Origin of the sequence: Streptomyces sp. NPDC058620, assembly GCF_042717135.1 — a bacterium.
Taxonomy (GTDB): Bacteria; Actinomycetota; Actinomycetes; order Streptomycetales; family Streptomycetaceae; genus Streptomyces.
On sequence record NZ_JBHXQO010000001.1, the window covers coordinates 83,362 to 108,864 of the forward strand.

The window sequence follows — 25,503 nt, forward strand, 5'->3', positions numbered from 1 at the left end:
CGCTCTCCTAGCCGAGTTGGGACATGAGATGTGTGACGAGCGTGATGAGTGCCTGCGCCGAGGTGGTCTCGTCGCGTACGTCGCACTTCACTACGGGGGTGTCGGCCGTCAGATTCAGTGCCTCGCGGACTTCGTCGAGCGGGTAGTCCGTGGTGCCCTCGAAGTGATTGACGCCGATGGCATACGTCAGACCGAAGCTCTCGACCAGGTCGAGGACGGGGAAGGACTCGTGCAGCCGCTCGGGGTCGACGAGGACGAGCGCGCCGAGGGCGCCCCGGGACAGCTCCTCCCACATCTCCTTGAAACGTTCCTGACCGGGCGTTCCGAAGAGGTAGAGGACCAGCGTGTCACTGAGGGTGAGGCGGCCGAAGTCCATGGCCACCGTGGTGGTCTTCTTGTGAGGTGTGCCCGACAGGTCGTCGAAACCCTCGCTGGCCTCGGTGATCTCCTCTTCGGTGCGCAGTGGCTCGATCTCGGAGAGACTTCCGATGCAGGTGGTCTTCCCGACCCCGAAGTGCCCCACTATGAGGATCTTCACCGCATGGGAGACATCTGGATCCAGGTACACGCGTTACGCTCCGAATCGGTTCTTCAGGCCTTCGAGTACGGCGCTGACCAGTTCTCTGTCGACACGTTCGGCGCGCGGTATCGGCCTTCTCACGAGGATGAGACTGTCCTCCTCCAACTGCGCCAGCAGGATGCGCACGATGCCCAGCGGCAGGTGCGTATGGCCGGCCACCTCGGCCACGGACAGGAAGCCATCGGTGACCAGATCCATGACCTGGCCCGCTTCCGGAGAGAGCGTGCGCGCCGCGGCCGACGCGTCCTGCGCCGCCATGACGAGCGTGGTGTGCTCGTACTCGTGGTCCGGGGGCAGCGCCCGTCCGTTCGTGATCACGAAGAGGGGAACTAACGGGGACGTCAGTTCCAGCTCGAGCTCGGGTTCGTCAGGCATGGCCTGCTCCCTGTCCTTGCGCTGCCGATGTGGTCAGTTTGGGGATCACTTCGTGCAGGCGCGTGGTGAACTCCTCGATGTCGCAGTCGTGCTCGGCGGCGGCAGCCAGGAAGGCCCCGGTACCCGCCGCGATCAGGAAGATCCAGCCGTGCTGGAACTCGATGACCGTCTGCCGCCACTCGGCGTCCTCCAGGACACCCGCGAACTGCGAGGTGACCCTGCTGTAGGCGTGGATGCCGGTCATGGCGGCGGAGATCGTGTCCGCCAGGTCCCTGTTCAGCCCGCTGGTCGCCCCGCGGGGCAGACCGTCGGCCCCCAGCAGTACGGCGTGACGGGCGCCCCGCACCTCGGAGATCACCTGGTCGAGGTCGGCGAGCACGAAACCCGGGGCGCCGGTGTTCTCACGCCGGGCCGGGCCGGTGCCGCGCGTTCCGGCGTCGTCATCCGTGTTCACCCGCGGCGGCGAGGTGAGGTTGTTGCCCAGCCGGGCGACCAGGCGGTGCATACGGAAGGAGATCTGCTGCATGTCCACATCGGGCGCCGCGGCGGCGGCCAGGTAGGCCCCCTGCCCCGCGCCGATCAGGAAGCTCCAGCCGTGGGAGAACTCGATGATCGTCTGATTCCACTGCCGGTCCTCCTCGGGCCCGGCGAAGTGGGCCGTGGCCCGGCTGAGTGACTGCATCCCCGCCATGGCGGCGGAGATGGTACGCACCTCCTTCTCGGCCAGGCCCTCCGTGGCCCCACGAGGAAGGCCGTCCGCGGACAGCAGGACGGCGTGCCGTGCACGGGGCACGTTGTGCACGATGTCCTCGAGCATCCACGACAGGTCGGCGGTCATGCGTCTTCGGACCCTTCGAGCGACGTGGCATCTAGGTTGCGGCCTGACAGCGTGCCGCGCTGAAAGGCCCCCAGGCTGCGCCCGGAGGCGCGGCCGGTCTCCTGGGGAGCCTGTGACACCGGCCGGGTCTCCTCCGGATCGGGCACGCTCGCGATGGGTGCCTGGCGCGCTCCGCGCTTCGGCAGACCGTGTGTCGTGCGCGTCGTCCCGGTCTGTGGCCGTTCGGCACGCAGGATGCTGCTCACGGGGGCCTCCTGGGCCGGCGGCGTCTCCTCCATGGTCCACAGCTCCTCGGGCAGCAGGACGACGGCCCGTACGCCGCCGTACCGGGAGACTCCGGTGACATCCACCTTGAAGCCGTACTGACGCGCGATCAGGCCGATCACCGGGAAGCCGAACTTCGGCTGGTTCCCGAGTTGTGACAGCCGGGGGACGACATCCCCGGACAGCAGCTCGGTGGCCCGCTGCCGGTCCTCGTCGTTCATGCTGACACCGGCGTCGTCGATGACGATGCACAGGTTGTTCTGGACCCGCTGGAACGTCACCTCGATCGGGGCGTCCTGCTGGGAGAAGCTGGCAGCGTTGTCAAGCAGTTCGGCCACGGCGAGGGCCACGGGGGCGACCGCGGACGCCTTCAGCGCGAGACCGGTCTGCTGCATGATGGCGACCCGGTGGAAGTTGCGTATCTGCCCCTGGGCGCTGCGCACCACGTCGTACACGCTGGCGGGCCTGTTGCGGCGGCCGAGCGGCGCACCGCACATGACCGCGATGCCCTGGGCCTTGCGCGCCATCTGGGCGTTGGCGTGGTTCACCTCCAGCAGGTCGCTGAGCACGGCGTGACCGCCGTACGTCCGCTGAATCCCGTCCAGGAGTGTCGTCTGCTCCGCCGCGAGACTCTGCAGGAAGCTGGCGGCGCCCTTGAGGACCGCCTTGGTGTTCTCCTCCGCCGCCTCCTTGGCCTCCCGGAGGGTCCGGTCCTGCTCGCTCCTGAACCTCTGCAACTCGGCACGCGAAACGTGCAGTTGACTGTCGGACGTGTGGAGCTGGCGCCTCAGCTCGGCCTCGGTCTGTTGCTTCTTCGCCCCTAGGGCTCTATTGCGGGCGGCGAGTGCCACGACCGCGACGACGGCTGTCGCCGCCACCGCGACCAAGCACCACACAAGTGCATCTCGAATCATGGAAACCTTCCCGGGCGCATGGCAGGCGGACGGCGACCGGTGCACCTCGCGAGGAGCCGCGGTACAGCCGCTCGGGCGCTGCCCGCGGCCGCTGTCGCGTGGAACAGGCCGCCGATCGCAAATCAGCATCTGAATCCAGTGGATCAAGATCACAGATGCCCGGATGCTATCACCGGAATCTTCCCTTCAATCGAGACAGGTCATGGTCCCGATATCGGCCAACACGCCCTGCAAGCAAGCATGTTGAGAAGGGCGTTCGCCTCCGTCCCCGACCGGTAGCCACGACTGTGCCCCCGGCCCCCGGAGTTGCTGAAGCGCCTTCACAAGAGGAGTGCCAATCTCTCACATGCGCTTGCGCGTTCGACAACCGGTGTCTCCGGAGGTAGCTGTTTCTCGCCCCTCGGGTGACGCCGGTGCGGGCAGCGGACGGCCGGTCGGCCGCTTCCTGCTCCTGCTGGTGTACCCGCGGGAGAGCGGCACGCGAATTCCTGGGGCCGGTCCGGCACGAGGACGTACCGGAAGGCGGCCGAGAATTTTCCGCAGGGTCACCTTGGCGAAGACGGTCACGCCGAAGGTGCCGCCGGGAAGGCGCCGGTCGTGCCGGTCTCGTCCTGGCCGCCCGGACAGGGGGTGGGCCTGTTCGCGCCGGGGTTGCCGGAGACGGCTGTGCCGAACTTCGAACTGTCGGCGACCGTGCCGCCGAAGGTGTTGCTGATCCAGTCCCCGACGAGGAACCCATGCCCTCCCTTCAGGCCCGGCGGGCGCGGCGGCACCGGCCGGAATCAGGGGCTGCGCAGTGAAGCGGGCACGGTCGGTTCGGGCAGGGTGCGGAACAGCAGCCAGCTCAGCGCGGGCATCAGGGCCAGGGGTGCCAGCGCGGTCCGCAGGGACGTCGCGTCGGCGATGCTGCCGATGAGGGGACTCACCAGACCACCGATGCTGACGGTCAGACCGAGCGTGATCCCGCCGGCCGTGCCCACGCGCGAGGGCAGATAGTCCTGCGCGAGCGTGACCTGCAGCGAGAACGGGACGTACAGGCCGGCCGATGTCAGGGCGACGAACACGTAGAACGCCGGGCCCGGTACGAGGACGAGGCCCGCGACGGAGCCGGAAGCGAGCAGGTACGACCAGCGCGCGACGGTGACCCGGTCCCACCGGTCGGCCAGCGCGCCGCCCAGCACGGACCCGGCCGCACCGCCGAGATAGAGCACGAACAGCGCCGCGGTGCCCGCCGTCCCACTGCCGCCCATGCGCTCCGTGGCGTAGAGCGAGAGGAAGGTGCTCAGGCCGATGAAGACGACCGACCGGCACACCACGGCCAGTGACAGTCTCACGAACGACGCCCGGTCGTCGGGCCCGGCCGCCACCGCCGTACCGCCTCCGTCGGACCGGCGCCGCTCCAGCGCCCTGAGCACCGGCACACACAGGGAGACGCCGACCAGCGCGGGCAGTACCAGGAGCGGTGTCAGGCGCAGACCGCCGACGGAGACGACGGCGGTGACCAGGAGTGGGGCCGCCGCGAAGCCGAGGTTGCCGCCCAACGAGAACCAGCCCATCCCGCTGTGACTGCCCCGGCTGACGATCCGGGCCACCCGGGCGGACTCGGGGTGGTAGGCGGCCACGCCCACCCCGGACACCGCCACGAACACCAGGGTCAGCGCGTACGAGCCGCTCACCCCGCTCAGCGCGATTCCGAGACCGCCCAGCAGTGTGCTGACGGGCAGCAGCCAGGGCATCGGCCAACGGTCGGTGAGGACACCGAACACCGGCTGTGCCACGGACGAGAGCAGGGAGGCGGCGAGCACGATGCCCGAGACGGCCGCATAGCTGTAGGCGCGCTCCGCGACGAAGAACGGCACCAGGGACGCCACGGCGCCCTGGTAGACGTCGACGCAGGCATGCCCGACGGACAACAGTGTGAGGGACGGTTTTCTTCGCACCCCGTCATGATCGGATCCCGGCACCGTGTCGCACTTCCGATAATCTGCCAGGCAATGACGAACATCCGCCACACGTCGGTCGCCCCGACCCGCACCCAGCGGATGGCGCCCGGCGCCGCGATAGATGCCCACCGGCACGACGACCACCAAATCGTCTACGCCGGACGCGGAGTGCTGGCCGTCACCACCGACGCGGGCTCGTGGGTCGCCCCGGCCACCCGCGCCATCTGGATCCCCGCCGGCACCGTGCATGCCCACCAGGCCCACGGCGAACTCGAACTGCACCTCGTGGGGCTGCCCAGGACGGAGAACCCGCTCGCCCTGGACACGCCGACCGTGCTCGCCGTGGGCCCCCTGCTGCGCGAACTGATCGTCGCCCATACCCGCCCCCCGGGCGCCGACAGCCCCGAACGGGCCCGACTGCGCGCGGTGTTGCTCGACCAGCTGCGAGCCTCGCCCCAGGAGCCGCTGCACCTGCCCACACCGACCGTGCCGCTGCTGCGGACGCTGTGCGACATCCTGTGCGCCGATCCGGCGGACGGCCGTACCCTCGCCGAACTGGGCCGTGAGGTGGGAGCGAGCGACCGCACGCTGTCCCGGCTGTTCCGCAGCGACCTCGGCATGACGTTCCCGCAGTGGCGCACCCAGTCGCGGCTCCACCACGCACTGGTCCTGCTGGCCTGTCACACGCCCGTCACCGCGGTCGCGCACCTCTGCGGCTGGTCTTCCGCCAGCGCCTTCATCGACGTCTTCCGCCGCGCCTTCGGCCACACGCCGGGCACACATCCCAGGGGCTGAGCGCCGGGAGCCCGGTCGCACCACGTGGACCGCGGGTAGTGCCTTGTTCCCGACGTAGCCGAACCGTTCCGCGCTAAGCTGCATGCGCCCCGCGGGGGAAGTCCGGTCGAAGTCCGGCGCTGACCCGCAACGGTAGGCGGAGCCCACACAGGTCTCCGTAAGCCCGATTTCCCGCGGTGGTGATGGCTCCTGTCAATTCGCCGTGGACTGCGAGAGGTGCTGCGCAGGGGCCCCGAGTCCCGGGCTGCTCCTTTGGAACGTAGGCGCACGGCCCGAGGCGAAAGCGACCCGCCCGTGGCCACATCGCTCGAACGCATACCCGCCGCACCGCTGCTCGCCGCCCCCACCGGCGCCGGGCCCGCGCCCCCCAAGCGCGTCTCACTGCCACTGCTCCTGACCTGCCTGGGCATCGCGCTCCCGGTCTCCCTCGTCCTCGGCGCCGGAACCGGGGCCTCGGGGCTCTCCTGGGGAGAGGTGGTGCGCCATCTCTGGGCCGGGCTGACGGGCGGAACCATCGCCCCCGACCAGGTCGCGGCCTACACCATCGTCTGGGAACTGCGCTTCCCGCGAGCCGTCCTGGCTGCCGTCGTGGGGGCGGGCCTTTCGGCCATCGGCGTCGCCGTGCAGGCCATGGTCCGCAACGCCCTGGCCGACCCGTTCGTCCTCGGTATCTCCTCCGGCGCGGCCGTCGGCGCCAACGCCGTCCTCATCTTCGGCGCGTTCGGCGCCTTCGGCATCTGGGCCCTGTCGTCGGCGGCCTTCGTCTCCGCCCTCCTGGCCATGGTGCTGGTGTACGCCATCGCCCGCACCGATCGCGGCCTGACCCCGCTGCGGCTCGTACTGACGGGCACCGCGATGTACTACGGCTTCTCGGCCGTGACCACGTTCATGGTGTTCGCGGCCGAGCGCGGCGAGGCGGCCCGCTCCGCGATGATGTGGATGCTCGGCAGCCTCGGCGGAGCCACCTGGGCATCCGTGCCGATCGCCGCGACCGCCGTGTTCGCCGGCCTCGCCCACCTCGCATGGTCGGCGCGCCGGCTGAACGCCCTCGCCATGGGCGACGAGACCGCCGCAGCGCTGGGCGTGGACGCGGGAAGGCTGCGCAAGGAGCTCTTCCTCGTCTCCGCGGCCGTCACGGGGGCCGTCGTCGCGGTGAGCGGTGCGATCGGCTTCGTCGGCCTGATGGTCCCGCACGCCGCACGGATGCTGGTCGGCGCGGACCACCGCCGGCTCCTCGCCGTCGCACCGCTCGCCGGCGCCGTCCTGCTGATCTGGGTGGACATCCTCTCCCGTGTGGTGCTCGCACCGGCCGAACTGCCCGTGGGCGTACTGACCGCGGTCATCGGTGTTCCCTGCTTCGTCCTGCTCATGCGCCGCCGCTCCTACACGTTCGGAGGCGCGTGATGCGGATCGACATCGATGAACTGACGGTCGAGATCGCCGGCGCGCGACTCGTCGACGACGTCACACTGCGCGCCGGTACAGGGCAGTTCGTCGGCCTCGTCGGGCCCAACGGCAGCGGAAAGTCCACCTTGCTGCGGTGCGTCTACCGAGCCCTGCGCCCCTCGGCCGGCACCGTCCGGCTCGGCGAGGACGACCTTTCCGCGATGAGCGCGCGCGAGAGCGCCCGCCGGCTGGCCGCGCTTCCCCAGGAGGCGGTCACCGAGTTCGATTTCACGGTCGCCGAGGTCGTGGCGATGGGGCGGCTGCCGCACCAGCGGTCCATGGCCCGGACCACCGAGGAGGACCGGCGTACGTGCGAGGCCGCGCTGGCGGGAGTCGGCGCCGGCCACCTCACCGATCGCGGCTTCCTCACCCTTTCCGGCGGTGAGAAGCAGCGTGTGCTGATCGCCCGCGCGCTGGCCCAGCAGCCCCGGGTCCTGGTCCTCGACGAACCCACCAACCACCTGGACATCGCACAACAGTTGGAGGTGCTGGCCCTGGTGCGCGAGAGCGGGCTGACCGTTCTCACCGCGCTGCACGATCTCAACCTCGCCGCACTCCACTGCGATCTCATCCACGTCATCGACGGCGGCCGGATCGTCGCTTCCGGCCCTCCGCACGACGTCCTCACACCCGATTTGCTGGCCGAGGTCTTCGGCGTACGGGCGCACCGCGTACCGCACCCGGAGACCGGCGCGATCCAGCTGCTCTTCGACCGTCTCCTCGCCGCGTAACCGATGTCCCAAGGAGTCCCCGTCACCATGACGAACCCCGTACGACCCGCCGCACTCGCGCTCGCCGTCGCCCTGGCCCTCACCGGCTGCGGAGCGGAGGTCGCCTCACAGGGCGACCGGAAGGGCGGCTCCGGAGCCGCCGGCAGCCACTATCCGGTGACGGTCGAGAACTGCGGTGAGAGGAAGACCTACGAGAAGGCCCCGCAACGCGTGGTCACCAACGACGTCGGCATCACCGAGATCATGTTCGCGCTCGGTCTCGAGGACCACATGGCGGGATACGTCATGCCCGACGACAAGGGCGATCTCACCTCCGTGCCCTGGAAGGGCGGTTACCAGAAGACCGAGTGGCTCTCCAAGGAGACCATCAACAAGGAACTGGTCCTCGACGCCCGTGCCGACCTGGTCTTCGCGGGCTGGAACTACGGCTTCAACGAGGGGGAGGGCTTCACCCCTGCCGAACTGCAGCGCGTGGGCATCGGCTCCTACCTGCTGAGCGAGTCCTGCCGCAACGGGCAGGGCAAGGCGCGCGGGGTGATGGCGCCGCTCGACGCGCTCTACACCGACCTGCGCAATCTGGGGCGGATATTCGATGTCGAGGACCGGGCCGACACCCTCATCGCGTCGTTCCGGAAGCAGGTCGCCGCAGCACAGGCGAAGGCCGCCGAGGGAACCGACCGCCCGCGCGTCTTCCTCTACGACGACGGGCAGGACAAGCCGCTGACCTCCGGCGCGTTCGCGGGGCCCCACGACATCATCACCAAGGCGGGCGGGGACCACATCATGAAGGACCTCAAGGACAGCTGGACGACGGTGGGCTGGGAGACGGTTGTCGACCGCGACCCCGAGGTGATCGTGATCAATGACTACGGCGACACCAGCGCGGACCAGAAGCGGAAGTTCCTGAAGTCCTACAAGCCGCTCGCCAACGTCTCGGCGATCAAGAACGACCGGATCGTCGTCCTCGACTACGTGGACCTGGTGGAGAGCCCGCGCAATCCCGCAGCCATCAGCTCCCTGGCCGCCGAGCTGAGGAAGTTCGCCTCGTGACCCGGGGCCCGGCGCTCGGACAGGGGAGAGCCCGGCCGCCCCGAAGGAGACGTTGAAGCGGTCGCACCAGAGGGTGACGCCGCTTGAGCGGTCACTGCCGCTCGTCGGCTCCGGCTGTCGGCCCACCGCCACCCACCGGCGCACAGGCACCGATGGGTGGCGGAGACACGGGCGTCAGGCGCTGATGTCGTGGAGGACGAACTCCTCCCAGGCGCCGGTGATGTCGGCGGAGCGGGCGCGCAGTACGTACTGCAGCGATCCGGTGTAGCTGTTCTCCATGGTGACGAACAGCCCGTTCAGCGTGGACTGGAGCGCCCAGTGGCCCAGGTCCTCGTTGTAGTACACGACGAACCGCTCCCAGCCGCCCGCACTGGTGGAGCGGGCCCGCAGCTCGTTCTGGGCGCTGCCGGTGAAGTTCTTCTCGACCGCCACGTAGAGGTTGTTCGCCAGAGACTTCAGGGCATACGTCTCGGTGGTCGCGTCCCACTCGAAGGCGAATCCCTCCCAGGCGCCGCCGTACGCGGCGGAACGAGCCCGCAGCACACCGGTGTTGGGGGCGGCGTAGTTGAGCTCGGTCGCGGTGAACCGCCCGTTGCGGACCGACTGCATGGCCAGCAGCTCGGGCTCCTCGGCCGAGGTGGTGAGCCCTTCACCGGTGGCGGACGGGGCCCGCAGGGATTCCGCCTCCCCGGCGATCCGCGCCAGTTCGGCGCCGTCCACTGCCTCCCACCCGCTGGGTACCGCGGCCGGCCGGTCGGCCTGCGGGGCGGCTCCGGCCACGGGTGCGGTCATCGCGGAGGCCGCCACCAGGGCGCTCAGAGAAAGAAGGACGGAGGTTATGCGTCGCACAGGTATTCCTTACCTTTCGTCAAACGGATTCCGGGGGCAGCGAGAAACCGGGCCCGCCCAGGGGCTTCCGGTTGCCTTTTCAGGAATTCACGGCACAACGGCGACAGCCGCTTCGCGCACGCCGGGACGTGTTCCTCCGCATGGCGACGCGATCCATGAACTTTCCCCCCACACCCCCGGAAACTGCGGTCAGCGCCCCTCCCTGGGCGCTTCGGCAGCCGCCACGCCACTCGGCGAAGCGGCCTCAGCGTAACGGCGGAAGGTTATTCCAGGACAACGAATTGACGGTATTTCGGAGACTCTCGAACAACCGTTGTCCTGCGTTATCGCTTCCGCTGTTTCTCGTTAAGGTCCACGAAACTCCTGGTTCGTGGTGCGGCCACTTCGCCCGCCCGTGCACCGCGCAGTCGCGCCCGGTCAGGGCAGGGCGGTTCCGAGGCGGGGCGGGATCCGCCTGACGAGGGGCCGGGCCGGTCGATAGGTTGACCGCATGGTTGCGGGTGGGCGTGGGGCGGTTGCGGGCCCGGGCGTTGACGACCGCACGCGGGCCTGGGTGGAGGAGCGTGCCGGCGGAGGGCGTCGCATCGACACCACCGAACGGCTGCGCGGCGGATGGACGTCGCAGATGAGGCGGCTGCGTCTCAGTGGGGCGGGAGAGCCGCAGTGGTTCGTACTGAGGTCATTCGTCACACCCTTCTACGTCCGGCACGCGCGGGGACTGCTCACCCGCGAGGCGGACATCCTGCGTCTGCTCGCGCCGACCGACGTGCCGGCCGCCGTGTTCGCGGGAGTCGACGCGACGGCGGCGCATTGCGACCACCCGTCGTTGCTGATGTCGCTGCTGCCCGGCGGTGTGCGGCTGGACGAAGAGGAGGCGGGGGCGCGGACCGGTCTCCTGGCCGCCCAACTCGCCCGTATCCACCGGGTGCGCGTGCCCGTCGAGGCCCGACCGCGCGTGTACGAGGCATGGACCTCGCCCGACCGGGTGCGGCTGCCCGCGTCCACCGCACGACCGGACGTGTGGCGGCGCGCGGTGGACATCATCCGGCGCGATCCTCCTGACTACCGGCCCTGCTTTCTGCACCGGGACTTCCACCCCGGCAATGTGCTCTTCAGCGGCCGGGGCTCCGCGCTGGAGATCACCGGTGTCGTCGACTGGGTGGAGACGTCCTGGGGACCGGCCGATCTTGACGTGGCCCACTGCTCGACGGCGCTGGCTCTTCTGCACGGTGTCCAGGAGGGAATGCGGCTGGCTGATTGCTACGTGGCTCACGGCGGCACGCTCAGCGAGGACCCTGCGGCTCATCTGTACTGGCGCGTTCTGGATGCGCTCGCCTTCGCCCCGGACGCCGAGAAGGTCGCGGTGCCGTGGCGGGAACTGGGACGCGAGGACCTGACCCCCGCCCTGCTCGCGAGCAGGCTGGAGGAGTACGTGGAGGAGCTGTTCCACCGCTTCGGCTGACCGTTCCGCCGGGTGGACCGGCCGGAGACGCGACACGCCCCCAGGGAGGGAACCGATCGGGTGCGGGGAGCGGCGGCAGACTGGGCGGGCACGTAGGCCCCGACCCCGTACGAAGGAGTTTGCTGTGGCACTCACCCGTGAAGAGCGCGAACAGTTCCTTGCCGAGCCCCATGTCGCCGCGTTGGCCGTGGTGGCGCAGGAAAGTGACCGGGCTCCGCTGAGCGTGCCGGTCTGGTACCAGTACGCGCCGGGCGGAGACATCTGGGTCCTGACCGGACGCACCTCGCGCAAGGCCGAACTGATCGGCGCGGCGGGCCGGTTCTCACTGCTCGTCGACCGTGTGGAGCCGACGATCCGTTGCGTGTCCGTCGAGGGACCCGTCACCGAGACCCGCGCCGCGACCCGCGCCGACCTGGAAGAGGTGTCGGCGCGCTATCTGCCCGCGGAGAAGGTCGCCGGCTACGTCGGCTTCGCCTGGGAGAACCACGGTGAGCAGGTGGTGATCCGGATGCGGCCCCAGCGCCGGGAGGCTTCGCCGGGGGCTCAGGCCGACATCACCCGGAGCACGAGCGCGGCAGCGGCCAGCAGGGCGAGGACGACCGGCGGCGCGATCTCGAAGTCCTTGGCGCGCAGGTGCGTGATGACGGCACCGATGAAGTAGAGGACGACGCCGACCGCGGCCGCCGCCCCGATCACCGGCACCGCGAGGCCCACGACGAGTCCGGCGGCGCCCGCGGCCTTGAGCGCGGCGAGGCCGGGGAGCCAGGAGTCGGGCACGCCCACCTTGCTCATCGAAGCGGTGATGGCCTGGTGGCGGGTGAAGGTCAGCGTGGCCGAGGCGCTGAGGGCGAGGGCGAGAAGGATGCCGACTATCGCGTAGGCGACGAACATGGTTTTACCCCAGGGTCTTCAATGGTGGATACCTCGATATCGTTGAAGAGTATCAATGATTGATCGTGGTTCACAATAGAGGCCCTGATACGGTATGGGTATGGCAGCTCAGGGCAGGGTCACCCAGCGATCGGCGGGCTCGTCCGCGTCCCCCGGTGACCCGGACTCCCGCCTCGGATTCCTGCTCGCCTATCACGGGGGCGTCACCGAGTCGCTGATCCGCAAGGCGCTCGCCACGACCGGGCTCACACCCAGGCATGTGATGACGCTGCTCCAGCTCGCCGACGGTCCGGTCACGCAGAAGGCGCTCATCGAGAAGCTCGACGTGGACCCGAGTGTGCTGGTCGCCCTGCTCAACGATCTCGAGGGCGACGATCTCGTACGCCGGAGGCGCGATCCCGCCGATCGGCGCCGGCACATCGTGGAGATCACCCCTGAAGGAGCCTCGCGCCTCCGGATGTCGGGTGTCGCGCTCGACACGGTGGAGCGAGAGCTGTTCGCGGACCTGTCCGAACGTGAGCTCGCCGCTCTGCGGGGACTGCTCGGCAGGCTGCGGACCTCGCCGGGGGACTTCAGCTGCACGGAGTAGCCGTTCGGGCCGGCTGTGCGGGAGTAGGGGGATGCTGGTCCGTACCAAACCCTTGACAGGGCTATCACTCACTCCTTAAATCACGTAGTGAACTAAGCGCCCTCATCGGGGCGGGTTCACGCCCCCCACCCCTCCGGCGAGGAACCGCCCGGTTTCCCGTACGCCAAGATCTGTCATATGCATGACATAAGAACCCCTTTCCCCCGCCATGCTTCATGAAGGGACAGTCATGGATTCCCCGCGCTTATCCCGGCGTCTGCTGGTGTCGCTCGTCTCGGTCCTCGCCCTCGCATCGCTGTCCACCGGACTGGCGCAGGGTGCGCCCCCACCCGTGACGGAACCCTCCGCTACCGCCGCGGCCGCCGCTGTCACGTTCTCCGACGAGTTCGACGGACCCGCGGGATCGGCCGTCGACGGTGGGAAGTGGCAGGTGGAGACGGGCGACAACGTTGCCAACCACGAGCGGCAGTTCTACACCGCGGGCAACCGCAACGCCGCGCTCGACGGCCAGGGGCATCTGGTCATCACCGCGCGCCGGGAGAACCCGGCCAACTACCAGTGCTGGTACGGCCGTTGTGAGTACACCTCCGCCCGGTTGAACACGGCCGGAAGGTTCACCACGACGTACGGGCGCGTCGAGGCCCGGATGAAGATCCCGCGCGGGCAGGGCATCTGGCCGGCGTTCTGGATGCTGGGCAACGACATCGGGCAGGTGGGCTGGCCGAACTCGGGCGAGATCGACATCATGGAGAACGTCGGCTTCGAACCGTCCACCGTCCATGGCACGCTCCACGGCCCCGGCTACTCCGGCTCGGGCGGCATCGGCGCCGGATACACCCTGCCCGGCGGCCAGGCGTTCGCCGACGCCTTTCACACCTTCACCGTCGACTGGAGCCCGAACGCGATCACCTGGTCCGTCGACGGCACCGTCTACCAGCGGCGCACCCCGGCCGACCTCGGCGGGCGCCAGTGGGTCTTCGACAAGCCCTTCTTCCTGATCCTCAACCTCGCGGTCGGCGGCTACTGGCCCGGTGACCCCGACGGCAGCACGGTCTTCCCCCAGCAACTCCTGGTCGACTACGTCCGCGTGAGCACCGGCACCGCTCAGCCGGGCGGCAGCGGGCCCATCACCGGCATCGGCGGCAAGTGCGTGGACGTGGCCGGCGCGAACAGCGCCAACGGCACGGCCGTTCAGCTCCACGACTGCAACGGCACCGCCGCGCAGCAGTGGAACGTCGGTGCTGACGGGACGATCCGTGCGCTCGGCAAGTGTCTGGACGTGGCGTCGGGCGGTACGGCCGACGGGACGCGCACCCAGTTGTGGGAGTGCAACGGGAGCGCCGCACAGCAATGGGCCGTGCCCGCGGCCCGCGACATCGTCAACCCCCAGGCCAACAAGTGCCTGGACGCCGCAGGTGCCAGCTCCGCCAACGGCACCCGGTTGCAGATCTGGACCTGCACGGGCGCCGCCAACCAGAAGTGGTCGGTGACCCGATGACCACGTGGCTCCCGAGCGGGCCCGCGGTCCGCGGCATCGTCGGGACAGCGGTCGCGGCGGCCCTCCTCACCGGGCTGAGCGGCACACCCGCGAGCGGCGCGGCGGCGGCCACCGGGCAGATCACCGGGCTCGGCGGAAAGTGCGCCGACGTCGCGGGAGCCGCCACCGCCGACGGCACGGCCGTTCAGCTCCACGACTGCAACGGCACCGCCGCGCAGCAGTGGAACGTCGGTGCTGACGGGACGATCCGTGCGCTCGGCAAGTGTCTGGACGTGGCGTCGGGCGGTACGGCCGACGGGACGCGCACCCAGTTGTGGGAGTGCAACGGGAGCGCCGCACAGCGGTGGACGGTCACCGCCGCACGCGACATCGTCAACCCGCAGGCCGACAAGTGCCTGGACGTCACGGGCAACAGCTCCGCGAACGGCACCCGGTTGCAGATCTGGACCTGCACGGGCGCCGCCAACCAGAAGTGGACGGCGCCGAGCGGCGGCGGAACCCCGGCCCCCGGACCCGGAGCCATGGCCGTCGCCCCGTACCTCTACAACGGCTGGGGCAGCCCGCCGAGTCCCACGACGGTGACCAACGCGACCGGCGTCGAGTGGTTCACGCTCGCCTTCGTGCTCAGTAACGGCTACTGCAACCCGCAGTGGGACGGCAGCCGTCCCCTGAGCGGGGGCGTCGACCAGCACACCGTCACCACCGTGCGGGCGAACGGCGGTGACGTCATCCCGTCCTTCGGTGGCTGGAGCGGCAACAAACTGGAAAGCTCCTGCGGCAGTGCCGGCGAGCTGGCGGCCGCGTACCAGAAGGTCATCAACGCGTACGGGCTCAAGGCCATCGACATCGACATCGAGGCCGCGGCGTACGACAGCCCGACCGTGCAGCAGCGCACGGTCGACGCGCTGAGGACGATCAAGGCCAACAACCCGGGGATCAAGGTGTACGTCACCTTCGGCACCGGCCAGAACGGCCCCGACAACAGCCTCATCACCAGGGCCGCCGCCTCCGGGCTCACCGTGGACAGCTGGACGATCATGCCGTTCAACTTCGGGGGTGCGGGCCAGGACATGGGACAGCTGACCGTCCGCGCCGCCGAGGGCCTCAAGAACGCGGTGAAGAGCGCCTACGGGTACTCGGACGACCAAGCGTACCGGCACACTGGCATCTCCTCGATGAACGGCGTCACCGACAACGGCGAGACCGTGACCGTCGCCGACTTCCGCACCATCCTCGGCTACGCCCAGCAACGTCACCTCGCGCGGCTGACGTTCTGGTCCGTGAACCGGGACCGGCCCTGCACCGGGGGCGGGGCCGACACCTGCTCGGGTGTCGCCCAGCAACCGTGGGAGTTCACGCGCGTCTTCGCCCAGTACCAGGGCTGACCGGCGGCCGCTGCCTGGACCGGCCCGTGCGTTTCAGCGGGCCGGTCCGTCGAGGAGCGGCAGCACCGTTTCCCCTCTCGGGGTCGCGGCCGCGGGCAAGGCGAACACGAGACGCCCGCGTCCCCGTGGCTCCGCGCATGGTGTGTCCGTCATCCGTCCCCCGGTTCGAAGCTGCTGCTCCATGGGAACGGGTGAACGCGTCCGTCGCGGACGGGCAGCGGAATTCCGCCGCAAGACGGGGTGAACATCCGGGCAGGCCGGGGCCCGGCCTGCCCGGGCGGGGTCAGCCCATCAGAGCACCGACGCCAGGGACGTCAGGGTCACCAGGGGGTTCTCGCCGACAGGTACGAGAACCGAGTTGGTCACGCCCGCTTCCCGGAGCGCGGTGAGCCGCGCCCGTACCTGCTCCGGGGTGCCCGCCAGGGCCAGTTCCGCCACCCACGCGTCGGGCATGCGCCGGGTGAACTCGGTCCGGGACGTGCACTGGGACCGCAGGTCCCTGAACGCGTCGGCGAAGGGCAGGGCGGCGATGTGGGCGCTCCAGTCGGGCTCACCGATCCACTCCAGTGCGGGGCGCACGGCGGCGATGGCCACCGCGGGGTCGGCATCGACGGCGGCGACGTTGTACGCCACGACCCGGTGCGGCCGGTGGGAGGCGATGTGACCGAGGGCCTCGCGCACGTACTCGGGTGCTGTGGGCTCGGCAAGGATGGTGCCGTCGGCGACCCTCCCCGACACGGCCAGCGACTTCGGCCCCCGGACCCCGGCGAGCACGTCGGGAACGGCGGAGGGGATGGCCGAGGGCTCCAGGCCCACCCCGTCCAGACGGACGTAACGGCCGTCGCGCTGTACGTTCTTGCCGCGCAGGAGTTCCCTGACAGCGGTGATGTACTCCTCCAGCAGCGTCAGCGGGCTGGCGGGCCAGGCGCCGACGCTGCGCATCCAGTGGGGCATGCCGTGGCCCACTCCGACGTCGAGCCGGCCGGGGAAGAGCTGGGCGAGGGTGGCGATCTCCATGGCGGCGAAGCCCGGATTTCGGCTTCCCACGGGCAGGAGGCCGATGCCGACACGGATACGGCTGGTGGCGGCCAGTGCGGCCGCGGCCTGGGCGATGCCTCCCCGGTAGCCCAGGTCCTCCACGACCCACAGGTCGTGGAAACCGAGCTCCTCGGCCCGGCGCGCGAAGGGCAGGAAGTCATGCGGAGGCAGATCGCGCGGCAGCATGACGCCGACGGAATGGTGGGTGCTGCTCATGGTGAACTCCTCGAAGGCCAGGGGCGGGTGGCGCCACGGTGTCGTGACGACAGCCTCGCAGATCATGGAGGCCGACCAGCCGGGGGCGTTGACGACGGCTGTCTCCCGCGAGGGAGCAGGGAGTGCGGGACCCCGGCATGGGTGAGGCCCGAACCGCCGACGGTTCGGGCCTCACAGGCGCGTGGGGGGTCGCCTGCCATGTGCGCTTCACCCTCCCAACGCCGCGGCGGCGCGTTTGGTTTCGGCGGGAACCGGTTCAATGCGCCGGGCGCACGCCTCCCAGCTCCGTAGTCAGTGGTGTCTGCTGACAGCAGGGTCGGCGGGGTTGGGGGAGCCCGCCGACCCCCTGGCCCCCGGCTCCGCGTGCATCCCCGCCCCTGACGTCCGTGCCGGGAAGCGCGCCTGGCGGCTCAGTCGGTCACGCGCGGGTCGAACGACTTGGTGTCGACCGTCAGTGGCTCGGGGAACGCACCGGCGACGGCGTCCCACGCGGTGAACTTGAAGTTGGTGCCCTCCCTGTCGCCGTCCGCCGGGGTCGCCTCACCGTCATGCGTGATCAGCAGGCCCTTCGGGAAGCCCGAACCCAGGGGGACGTTGACGACGGTCGAGCCGTCCGAGTGCTGCACACCGTCGGTGGCCGCGCTGTCGGCCACGGTGAAGGACCCGACGTAGTCGTTGCCGCCCTCCCGCTCGTACACGGCGAAGGCGTTGTCGCCCTGGCTGGAGGCCAGCACGTAACCGGCACCGTCGGCCGCGTGGTAGACGGTGACACCCTCGGCGTCCGCGCTCAGGTTCTCACCACCGAAGCCCGGGTCGTCGGCGGTGTCGATGACGCACTCCTCCTCCGCGGTGTCGTACGTCCACGGAGTGCCGTACTCGCGGACACGGTCCATCATCTCGGGGGTCTCGAACTCCTCGTCGTCGAGCTCGATGCGCCACAGGCCCACGGCTTCCTGGGCGGCGTACAGGACGTGCTCCTCCTGGTCGACGGCCATGCCCTCGACCTGCGGGCGCTCGCCCGGGTCCGCGCAGGGGGCCCAGTCGGTGCCGTCGGGCAGCGTGAACGTGCCGGGCAGGTCCAGGGTGTCCTCGGTCTTGTATCCCACCCGACCGCCGACGTCCTCCAGTTCGAGGAGCCGGAGCCTGCTCTCCTCGCGCTGCGACACAACGACATAGGCGTCGTCGTCGTCACTGAACGCGGCGAGGCCGTAGGACGTGCGCTGGTCGTCCACCTCGGACTCGCTCGTGGCGAAGACCGGCTTCACGCCCGGCGCGGTCACGTCCCTCAGCGGCGCCCTCCCCGCCGCGACGGCGGCGGGGTCGATCACGAAGGCACGTATCCGGTCCCGGCCCCGGTCGCTCACGAGCGCCAGGTCCCGCTTCTTTCCGCCCAGTTCGAAGCCGTAGACGATGTCGACGTTGTTGAACCGGCCGGGGGACGCGTCCTCGCCGGGCGCCGCCGGAGCGGCGATGTGCTGCAGCCTCCGGCCGTCGAGGCCGTACACGTCGAGGCCGGCTTCCTTGAGGGTCCCGATCACGATGCTGCGCCCCGGGTTGGCGGGGTCGACCCAGACCGCGGGGTCGTCGGCGTCGGCGTTGCCGCCCGCCTCGTCGTCGTGGACGGCGGGCGTCTCCACGCGCGCGTTGACGGAAACCGGGCCGGTCGCGGAAGCTCCGGTGACCATCACGAGGGAGGCGGCCAAAGCTGTCAGAGCGGAAGCGCTCACGATACTCCTCAGTAGCGTTACGGACCTGCGAGACGCTATGGGGGTCCGGTGTGGGCGGCGGAACGTCACGGTGAATGCCGGATGACGGGTCGGCTCCGGGTGTCCAGCCGGCGGACGCCACGGACGACGGGTGAACGCCTCGCTCACGACGAACGCGGGGTTCACCGCGACTGTTACCCAACTCGCGTACGGAGAAGCCACGTTCGCGCGCTACGGGCAGGGCAGGCACACCATGGGCGCGGGAGCGGCACCCCCGGCCGGAACCGTCGGGGTGCCGCGCCCGGGTCAGCGTCCGCGCAGCGCTTCGGGAAGGTCCTCCCGGTGGACGATGCCCAGGCGCTGCGTGGCACGGGTCAGCGCCACGTACAGGTCACTGGTCCCGAAACCGGCGGGTTCCACGACCAGCACATGGTCGAACTCCAGCCCCTTGGCCTGGCGCGGGTCGAGCAGGACCACCGTGCGGGTCAGATCGGGCTCGGCACCGGCCGTGACCCCTTCCAGCGGAGCCGCGATCTCCGCGTGCAGCGCCACCGGGGCGATCACCGCGAGGCGCCCCTCCTCGGGCGTCAGCTCCGAGACCGCTCGCGCCACCGCGCCCGACAGGTCATCTCCGGCGTCCCGCGTCCACGGCACCTCGCCGGTGGACCGCACCGAGCCCGGCGGCTCGAAGGAGGGGTCCTCGGCACGCAGGACCCGGGCCGCCAGCTCCATGATCTCCGCGGGCGTACGGTAGTTGACCTTGAGCCGCACGTGTTCGAAGCGGTCACCGACGTACGGCTCCAGGATCCTCTCCCACGACCCGACGCCGGCCTCCTCGGAGGTCTGCGCGGGGTCGCCCACCAGGGTCAGCGAGCGGGTCGGCGAGCGGCGCATCAGCAGCCGCCACGCCATCGGCGACAACTCCTGCGCCTCGTCGACGATGATGTGCCCGAACGCCCAGGTCCGGTCGGCGGCGGCGCGCTCGGCCGCGCTGCGGTGATCGGCCTCCTCGTGCCGGTCCGCCATCCGCTCGGCGTCGATGATGTCGTGGGCGGCGAGGCGCTCGGACTCCTCGTCCTCGAACTCGTACGTCTCCGAGCCCCGCGACAGCTCCAGCACCCCCTGTGCGTAGGCGATCCGCTCCTGGCGCACGGCCTCGGCGGCGGCCTGCTCGGCACTGTCGTCCACCCCGATGAGTTCCGCCGCCTCGTCGAGGAGCGGAACGTCCGCGGGCGTCCACGCTCCTTCGCCGGGCGCACGCCGGATGGCTTCCGCATCCGCCTCCGGTACGTACACGGGCTCGGCCAGATAGTCGGTCACGAACCCCTCAGGGGTGAGCGCGGGCCACAGCTCATCGATGGCGGAGTGCACCTCCCTGCTGACCGCGACGGCCTTGCCGAGCTGGGCGATGTCGTCCGGGCCCAGGAAGTTGGGGCCGCCGTAGGGGTCGGCGCCGATGCGCTCGGTGAGCTGCGAGGTGAGGGCGTCGATGATCCGGAAGGCGAAGTGGGGACGCGCGAGGTTGTGCGGAAGGCGTGTGTCGCGGGCCGCCTGACGGGCCTCGTAGGCGATCTCCCAGTCCAGGACGAGGTCCCCGTCGTCGTTCGGGACGACCAGCGGGGCGCCGGGCTCGGGCAGCCGCTGCCGGTCGCGGACGGCGAGGGCGAGCGCCTCCGCCATCGGCGCACCGCCCTTGACGGCGGCGGCGCGTGGCGTGTCCGTGCCCCGTGCGTGAACCCCTGGGAAGAGTTCGCCCTGCGTGGCGAGCAGGACACCGGTCTCGCCGAGCGCCGGCAGCACCTCGCCGATGTAGCTCAGGAACGCCGGATTGGGGCCCACGATGAGGATGGCGCGCTTGGCGAGCAGCTCGCGGTGCTCGTACAGCAGGAAGGCCGCACGGTGCAGCGCCACCGCCGTCTTGCCCGTGCCGGGACCGCCCTCCACGACGAGGACGCCCTGGTGCGGGGCGCGGATGATGCGGTCCTGTTCCGCCTGGATGGTCCGCACGATGTCGCCCATGCGGCCGGTGCGGGCGGAGCTCAGGGCGGCGAGCAGCACGGCGTCACCGCTCGGGTCCTCGAAACCGGTGCGCTCCCGGTCGCCGAGGTCGAGGATCTCGTCGTGCAGCTCGGTGACGACGCGGCCCTCGGTGGTGATGTGCCTGCGACGGCGCAGCCCCATGGGTGTGTGACCGGTGGCCAGATAGAAGGGGCGGGCGACCGGCGCACGCCAATCGATCAGAAGAGGTGTGTGCGCGGGGTCGTCCTCGCGAATTCCGATACGGCCGATATGGTGCGCGGCGCCGTCGGAGAGATCGATACGGCCGAAGCAGAGAGAGCCGTCCACCGCATTCAGGGCGGCGAGCAGACCTGAGCGTTCGGCGACGAGCACCTCGCGTTCGAGACGGGCCTGCATACCGGTGCCCACCGGCGTCAGCGCGTCCTCGACGTGCTCGGCGGCGACTCCGCGCAGCACGTCGACCCGGTCGTAGAGCCGGCCGATGAATTCCTGCTCCTTATGCAATTCGGCGCTTTCCCGAGTTGACAACATGACTCCCTGCCGGATATGGTGTTGCTTAGTGGCCCCCGGTGTGGGGCCTTTTCTGTGAGCGCACAGAAACACTCAATATACTCGTGAAAATCCCCGGTCCGCAATTGCGGGCCGGGGATTTTCGCTGTGCCCATGGGAACGACGGCTCAGCCCACTCTGTCGCCGGGCGCCACCGGCTGTGTCTCCAGGTCCGGTGCGGCCAGCAGCTCGGCGATCAGTTCGCGGGACCCGCCGATGTAGGTGCTGACCAGGTCCACGTCACCGCCCAGACACCAGGCACGGTCGTGCGGCCACCACAGGTCGGGCAGTTCGGCGAACTCGTCCAGGGACACGGGGGAGACTGCGTCGGCCAGCGTGCCGGAGAGCAGCACTTCATCCCGTTCGGGAGTCACGAACGTCGGTACGTGGCCGAAGTCCCACCGCCCGTAGCCGTGCCACAGCCCGAACCAGCAGCGTTCGGGCGTCGCGGTGTGCCGGGCCAGGACGGGGATCAGGGTCTCGGCGACCGCGGGCGGCGTCGGACCCTCCGCCGGATGCTCGTCCCAGACGCCGGGCAGACCGTACTCGGAGGCGTTGTGGTAGTCGAGGTCCATCCCGACCACCTCGTGCCAGCGGGCGCCCGCCGGCACCTCGCGTCCGTACGCGGCGGCCACCGCCGCCCACCGCACCGGCCGCTCGTCCAGGGAAGCCGGGTGCAGAACCCTGGCGTATGCGTCGAACCCGGGCGCCGAGACGCCCGCCACCGTACCGAAGTCGCCGTGCCCCGGGGCGCGTTCGGTGAGCCAGCGGGCCGGGTCGAGAGCGGATGTTTGTACACGCAGGCGTCCGTAGTGTCCGGGCGCGGGCTCGCGGTCCACCGCGGGATAGTCGTTCATCCGCACAGTCTGCCCGGCCGGACCGCACAGTCTGCCCGGTCGGGCGGTGCGAGCGGTCCGGCCGGGCGGTGTGCGGCTGCTAAGCGCGGGCGCGCTCGACAGCCGTGTCCGGTCAGCGCTGGAAGGGCATCGTCCAGCAGTTGGAGACGGCGGCCTTGCCCGAGAGGCGGTCGGTCAGCCAGGAGATCGCCTCGCCCTGGTCGGTGATGAGAGGCACCAGGTGGTTCGTGAGGAGCTTGTCGCCCAGGTTGGGCAGCTCGATGGCGTCGTAGGTGACGGCGGCCCCCTTGCGGCACCAGTCCACGGCCAGCCGGCGGGCCTGGCCGTGCGGCACGATGTCGTCCTGGACGCCGGTCGCCACCCGCACCGGCCCCACGGGCTTCGAAGCGCCGATGCGCTGCTTGTCGAGTGCCGCCTGCGCCCGTGGCTCCGCGGCGATGATGTCGCCGAGGGACGTGCCGCTGGTGGTCCACTTGGCGCTCTTCGTGAAGCCGTAGCCGAAGATCGCGTCGCCGACGCACATGGTCGAGGCGTCCTTCAGCGCGGCCCGGCCCGTGGCGTTGATGTTCGCCTCGACGACCTCGCGCAGATCGGGGTCGGCCTGCGCGAAGCCGTTGACCGACCAGGCCAGCGCACCGGCCAGGGCGCTGCCGTCGATCCCCTTCATGACGGCTGTCAGGTCCGCGGGCGGCGCGCCTGCGTAGGTGCCGGCGACCTTGACGTCGGGTGCGTACGTGGGCTGGAGTTCGGCGGCCGATGCGCTGGCGCCGCCGCCCTGGCTGTAGCCGTACAGGCCGACGCGCGAATCGGCCGTGACCGACGCTCCCGGCACGGCGCGCGCGGCGCGGGCCGCGTCCAGCAGCGCGTGGCCCTGGTCGAGGCGGTTGACGTAGGTGTGGAGCCGGTCGGTGGTGCCGAGGCCGACGTAGTCGGTGACCACCACCGCGGCTCCGGTGGAGAGCAGGCGGTAGATCGCCAGGGCCTCGTAACCGACCGATACGGTCTCGCCGGTCAGGTTCAGCGGGTACTGGAGGGACAGTGAGGGTGCGCACTGGTCGCCCTGGCCCACGGTGCCCGAGGCCACCGCCACCAGCGGGCGCGGGCCGGTGCCCTTCCAGGCGGCGGACGGTTCGATGTAGGCACCGGTCACCGCGACGGGCTGTCCGCCAGAATCCGTGGACCTGTACATCAGCCGGGTCGCCGTGCCCGGCATCGGGCGGCCGTCCAGGCCGGGAATGGACAGACCGAGCGGCAGTGGCTCGCTCCTGATCAACGCGCCGTTGGACGTGGGCAGTTCGGTCGGCGGGTTGTAGAAGGCTGGAATGGTCACCCCCCTGGACACCACGGGCTCGGAGTCCGTGGCATCGGCGGACGCCGGGACGGCGTACGTCCCCACGCAGGCCGCCGCCGCCACCGCGACGGCCAGCACGCGCAAGGTGCCCGGCCCCTGCCGTCGATGGGGGGTGACCGCCGGACGTGCGGTGCCGGAAGTGGAACGCGAACGGGTGCTCCTGCGGCTCACAATTCACTCCTCGCTCTGCTCCGATGAAGGTGAGCGCAAGCTAGCAACCTGGGCGTACCGAAGGTAACTCATCGGTAAGTTACGCTCCCGTAACTATTCGCCCCGGTCAACCGCATCCAGGTCGACCGGCCGTCCGGAGGCGAGCTGCACGCACCGGACCCCGCTCCCTGTTCCGGCCTGTTCCGGCCTGTTCCGGCCTGATCCGGCCTGTTCCGGCCTGGTCCGAACGCCAGGCCCTAGGCTGCCCTTCGGCACCGGCCCCGACCAAGGAGCGCACCTCATGTCCGACCCCGTTCAGAAGTACCCGTTTCCCGACGCCCTCCGAGCGGACGACGTGCCGGCGCCGCATCCGCTGCTCGCGCCGGTGCTCGGGTTCCTGGGCACCTGGACCGGCCGGGGCCGCGGCGGATACCCGACGCTCGACGCGGAGTTCGCGTACGCGCAGGAGGTGACCTTCAGCCATGACGGGCGGCCCTTCCTGCACTACGAGGCACGCGCCTGGCTGCTCGACGCGGACAACACGCCGCTGCGGCCGTCGGCCCGGGAGAGCGGCTGGTGGCGACTGCAGCCCGACGGGCACGTCGAGGCGCTCATCACGCAGCCCACCGGCATCGCGGAGATCTCCACCGGCCGTGCGGGCGACGGCTCGGTGGACCTCGCCACGCAGCAGGTGGCCCGCACGCCCACCGCCAAGGAGGTCGCGGCCACCCGGCGCCGCTACACCCTGACGGACGAGGACACGCTCGACTTCGTCCACGACCTCGCTGCGGTCGGTCAGCCGCTCCAGCACCACCTCGCGGCGACCCTGCGGCGCGAGGGCGGACGCTGAGCGCGCCGGTCGCGCCGCGGTGCCTGCGGTCGACGGACACCGGTGTCACGGCTTTCGGCACCTTGCACGAACCCGGCCGTCGGTGATTGCCGCGATTGCGCAGAGACGGCCGCCGGACGCTGCTTCAGGATGCGATCACACGCAGATGTGAGCCGGACGAAACGTCCGGTTCACCTTGACGTCTGGAGTCGCCGTGGTGTGGAGAAAGAACCTTCTCGTCCCGTTGATCGCGCTCACCCTCGCCCTGTCCGCCCTCGCCGGTGGGGGCGCCGCATCGGCGTCCACCCCCACCGACGCCATCTCGGCCCCCAGTGACTTGGGGGCCCCGGGCCCCTACGCCACCGCCGTGGAGGTCGGGGCGGTGACCACCCTGTACTACCCGCGTGACATCGCGCGGAGCGACCGCCGCCACCCCGTGATCGTGTGGGGCAACGGCACGTTCGCCTTCCCCGTCGTCTACCGGGACCTGCTGCTCCACTGGGCGAGCCAGGGCTTCGTCGTCGCCGCCGCCAACACTCCGCAGTCCAACCTCGGCGTCTCCATGCGCGCCGGCATCGACATGCTGACGCGCAGGAACGCCGACCCCGACAGCATCTTCCGCGACCGTGTCGACCTCGGACACATCGGTGCCTCGGGTCACTCACAGGGCGGGGCGGCTGCCATCGTCGTCGGCGCGGACCCCCGTGTGGACACCATCTTGCCGATCCAGCCGGGGCCGCTGGCCGACATCAACGACGTGCGGGTCCCGGCCCTCCTCCTGGCCGGCCAGAACGACAGCGTCGTCTTCCCGTTCCTCGTCAAGGCGTTCTACAACGCCGCCGACCACATCCCGGCCATCTACGGCGAGTTGCGCGGGGCCGGCCACTTCACGGTCGTGGGCGACCCCGGCCCCTTCGCCGCGCCGACCACCGCCTGGTTCCGCGCGCACCTGATGGGGGACCGGACGGCGGGCGCCGAGTTCCTCGGATCAGGCTGCGGCATCTGCGCCGACACCACCACCTGGTCCGACGTCCGGCGCAACGGCCTGGCCACCCGGTTCGCCTACCCCACCCCGTAGACCGGCTCCGCCGCGCCGCCCCGGGGGGTCGCCCCCCGGGGGGCGCAGCGGCAGCGGGGGGTCTCGCTGACCCGCCCAGCGTGATGTGAGGACGTGGCTT

Annotated in this window: 23 protein-coding genes, 1 pseudogene and 1 riboswitch; of the genes and pseudogenes, 11 read left to right on the plus strand and 13 right to left on the minus strand. The window is 70.5% G+C overall.

Going from position 1 to position 25,503, the window contains the following annotated elements; genetic code table 11:
• Positions 1–7: 7 nt before the first annotated feature.
• The 6 genes from ACFWSK_RS00360 to ACFWSK_RS00385 form a co-directional block, all read right to left on the minus strand.
• The gene (locus ACFWSK_RS00360; RefSeq protein WP_383779843.1) at positions 8–568 is read right to left on the minus strand and encodes an ATP/GTP-binding protein; all 561 of its coding nucleotides are present in this window, start codon (positions 566–568) and stop codon (positions 8–10) included.
• 3 nt (positions 569–571) lie between these two features.
• Positions 572–955 (minus strand): DUF742 domain-containing protein, encoded by a 384-nt coding sequence (locus tag ACFWSK_RS00365; protein ID WP_383779846.1) that lies wholly within the window; start codon positions 953–955, stop codon positions 572–574.
• Positions 948–1,793: a roadblock/LC7 domain-containing protein gene (locus ACFWSK_RS00370; RefSeq protein WP_383779848.1), complete on the minus strand. Its 846-nt coding sequence runs from the start codon at positions 1,791–1,793 to the stop codon at positions 948–950. The genes ACFWSK_RS00365 and ACFWSK_RS00370 overlap by 8 nt, the downstream gene beginning before the upstream one ends.
• The gene (locus ACFWSK_RS00375; RefSeq protein WP_383779852.1) at positions 1,790–2,971 is read right to left on the minus strand and encodes an ATP-binding protein; all 1,182 of its coding nucleotides are present in this window, start codon (positions 2,969–2,971) and stop codon (positions 1,790–1,792) included. Before ACFWSK_RS00375 ends, ACFWSK_RS00370 begins: the two co-directional genes overlap by 4 nt.
• 563 nt (positions 2,972–3,534) lie before the next feature.
• On the minus strand, positions 3,535–3,744 hold the full coding sequence (locus tag ACFWSK_RS00380) for a hypothetical protein (protein ID WP_383779854.1): 210 nt from the start codon (positions 3,742–3,744) through the stop codon (positions 3,535–3,537).
• A gap of 9 nt (positions 3,745–3,753) precedes the next feature.
• The gene (locus ACFWSK_RS00385; protein ID WP_383779856.1) at positions 3,754–4,911 is read right to left on the minus strand and encodes an MFS transporter; all 1,158 of its coding nucleotides are present in this window, start codon (positions 4,909–4,911) and stop codon (positions 3,754–3,756) included.
• A 54-nt stretch (positions 4,912–4,965) separates the two neighbouring features.
• Here ACFWSK_RS00385 and ACFWSK_RS00390 point away from each other — a divergent pair, with 54 nt between their 5' ends.
• The 4 genes from ACFWSK_RS00390 to ACFWSK_RS00405 all read left to right on the plus strand — a co-directional run bounded on the left by ACFWSK_RS00390 (position 4,966) and on the right by ACFWSK_RS00405 (position 8,936).
• Positions 4,966–5,709: an AraC family transcriptional regulator gene (locus tag ACFWSK_RS00390; RefSeq protein WP_383779858.1), complete on the plus strand. Its 744-nt coding sequence runs from the start codon at positions 4,966–4,968 to the stop codon at positions 5,707–5,709.
• Positions 5,710–5,755: 46 nt separating this feature from the next.
• Positions 5,756–5,903, plus strand: a riboswitch (cobalamin riboswitch).
• Positions 5,904–6,003: 100 nt separating this feature from the next.
• Positions 6,004–7,113 carry a FecCD family ABC transporter permease gene (locus ACFWSK_RS00395; RefSeq protein WP_383779860.1) on the plus strand — a complete coding sequence of 370 codons (1,110 nt, stop codon included), beginning with the start codon at positions 6,004–6,006 and terminating at the stop codon, positions 7,111–7,113.
• Positions 7,113–7,886 (plus strand): ABC transporter ATP-binding protein, encoded by a 774-nt coding sequence (locus ACFWSK_RS00400; protein WP_383779862.1) that lies wholly within the window; start codon positions 7,113–7,115, stop codon positions 7,884–7,886. The genes ACFWSK_RS00395 and ACFWSK_RS00400 overlap by 1 nt, the downstream gene beginning before the upstream one ends.
• Positions 7,887–7,913: 27 nt before the next feature.
• Positions 7,914–8,936: an ABC transporter substrate-binding protein gene (locus ACFWSK_RS00405; protein ID WP_383779864.1), complete on the plus strand. Its 1,023-nt coding sequence runs from the start codon at positions 7,914–7,916 to the stop codon at positions 8,934–8,936.
• Positions 8,937–9,110: 174 nt separating this feature from the next.
• On the opposite strand, the gene ACFWSK_RS00410 is transcribed toward ACFWSK_RS00405, so the two are convergent.
• Positions 9,111–9,776 carry a hypothetical protein gene (locus ACFWSK_RS00410; protein WP_383780763.1) on the minus strand — a complete coding sequence of 222 codons (666 nt, stop codon included), beginning with the start codon at positions 9,774–9,776 and terminating at the stop codon, positions 9,111–9,113.
• A 499-nt stretch (positions 9,777–10,275) separates the two neighbouring features.
• On the opposite strand from ACFWSK_RS00410, the gene ACFWSK_RS00415 reads away from it, so the two are divergent.
• Together ACFWSK_RS00415 and ACFWSK_RS00420 are read left to right on the plus strand one after the other, a co-directional pair.
• A complete protein-coding gene (locus ACFWSK_RS00415) occupies positions 10,276–11,247 on the plus strand; it encodes a phosphotransferase family protein (RefSeq protein ID WP_383779866.1) in 972 nt (323 codons plus the stop codon).
• Positions 11,248–11,371: 124 nt separating this feature from the next.
• Positions 11,372–11,770: pseudogene (locus tag ACFWSK_RS00420) on the plus strand (pyridoxamine 5'-phosphate oxidase family protein); the annotation flags it as partial.
• A gap of 20 nt (positions 11,771–11,790) precedes the next feature.
• Here the strand turns inward: ACFWSK_RS00420 and ACFWSK_RS00425 are convergent.
• The gene (locus tag ACFWSK_RS00425) at positions 11,791–12,138 is read right to left on the minus strand and encodes a DoxX family protein (RefSeq protein WP_383779869.1); all 348 of its coding nucleotides are present in this window, start codon (positions 12,136–12,138) and stop codon (positions 11,791–11,793) included.
• A 100-nt stretch (positions 12,139–12,238) separates the two neighbouring features.
• Between ACFWSK_RS00425 and ACFWSK_RS00430 the strand changes: the two genes are divergently transcribed.
• The 3 genes from ACFWSK_RS00430 (at position 12,239) to ACFWSK_RS00440 (ending at position 15,610) form a co-directional block, all read left to right on the plus strand.
• Entirely contained in the window at positions 12,239–12,727 is a 489-nt protein-coding gene (locus ACFWSK_RS00430; protein WP_383779872.1) for a MarR family winged helix-turn-helix transcriptional regulator, read from the plus strand.
• Positions 12,728–12,956: 229 nt separating this feature from the next.
• Positions 12,957–14,225: a ricin-type beta-trefoil lectin domain protein gene (locus ACFWSK_RS00435; RefSeq protein WP_383779875.1), complete on the plus strand. Its 1,269-nt coding sequence runs from the start codon at positions 12,957–12,959 to the stop codon at positions 14,223–14,225.
• The gene (locus ACFWSK_RS00440) at positions 14,222–15,610 is read left to right on the plus strand and encodes a ricin-type beta-trefoil lectin domain protein (RefSeq protein ID WP_383779878.1); all 1,389 of its coding nucleotides are present in this window, start codon (positions 14,222–14,224) and stop codon (positions 15,608–15,610) included. Before ACFWSK_RS00435 ends, ACFWSK_RS00440 begins: the two co-directional genes overlap by 4 nt.
• A gap of 291 nt (positions 15,611–15,901) precedes the next feature.
• On the opposite strand, the gene ACFWSK_RS00445 is transcribed toward ACFWSK_RS00440, so the two are convergent.
• The 5 genes from ACFWSK_RS00445 to ACFWSK_RS00465 all read right to left on the minus strand — a co-directional run bounded on the left by ACFWSK_RS00445 (position 15,902) and on the right by ACFWSK_RS00465 (position 23,517).
• A complete protein-coding gene (locus tag ACFWSK_RS00445; protein WP_383779881.1) occupies positions 15,902–16,864 on the minus strand; it encodes an LLM class flavin-dependent oxidoreductase in 963 nt (320 codons plus the stop codon).
• A 410-nt stretch (positions 16,865–17,274) separates the two neighbouring features.
• Positions 17,275–18,591, minus strand: a complete 1,317-nt coding sequence (locus tag ACFWSK_RS00450) for a phytase (RefSeq protein WP_383779884.1) — start codon at positions 18,589–18,591, stop codon at positions 17,275–17,277.
• A gap of 285 nt (positions 18,592–18,876) precedes the next feature.
• Positions 18,877–21,093, minus strand: a complete 2,217-nt coding sequence (locus tag ACFWSK_RS00455; RefSeq protein WP_383779887.1) for a HelD family protein — start codon at positions 21,091–21,093, stop codon at positions 18,877–18,879.
• Positions 21,094–21,266: 173 nt separating this feature from the next.
• Positions 21,267–21,995: a hypothetical protein gene (locus ACFWSK_RS00460; protein WP_383779890.1), complete on the minus strand. Its 729-nt coding sequence runs from the start codon at positions 21,993–21,995 to the stop codon at positions 21,267–21,269.
• 112 nt (positions 21,996–22,107) lie between these two features.
• Complete coding sequence (locus tag ACFWSK_RS00465) at positions 22,108–23,517, minus strand: lipase family protein (RefSeq protein WP_383779893.1); 1,410 nt, start codon at positions 23,515–23,517, stop codon at positions 22,108–22,110.
• 280 nt (positions 23,518–23,797) lie between these two features.
• Here ACFWSK_RS00465 and ACFWSK_RS00470 point away from each other — a divergent pair, with 280 nt between their 5' ends.
• Positions 23,798–24,346, plus strand: coding sequence for an FABP family protein (locus ACFWSK_RS00470; protein WP_383779896.1), 549 nt, complete (start codon positions 23,798–23,800; stop codon positions 24,344–24,346).
• A 193-nt stretch (positions 24,347–24,539) separates the two neighbouring features.
• Positions 24,540–25,403, plus strand: coding sequence for an alpha/beta hydrolase family protein (locus ACFWSK_RS00475; protein WP_383779899.1), 864 nt, complete (start codon positions 24,540–24,542; stop codon positions 25,401–25,403).
• Positions 25,404–25,503 lie beyond the last annotated feature (100 nt).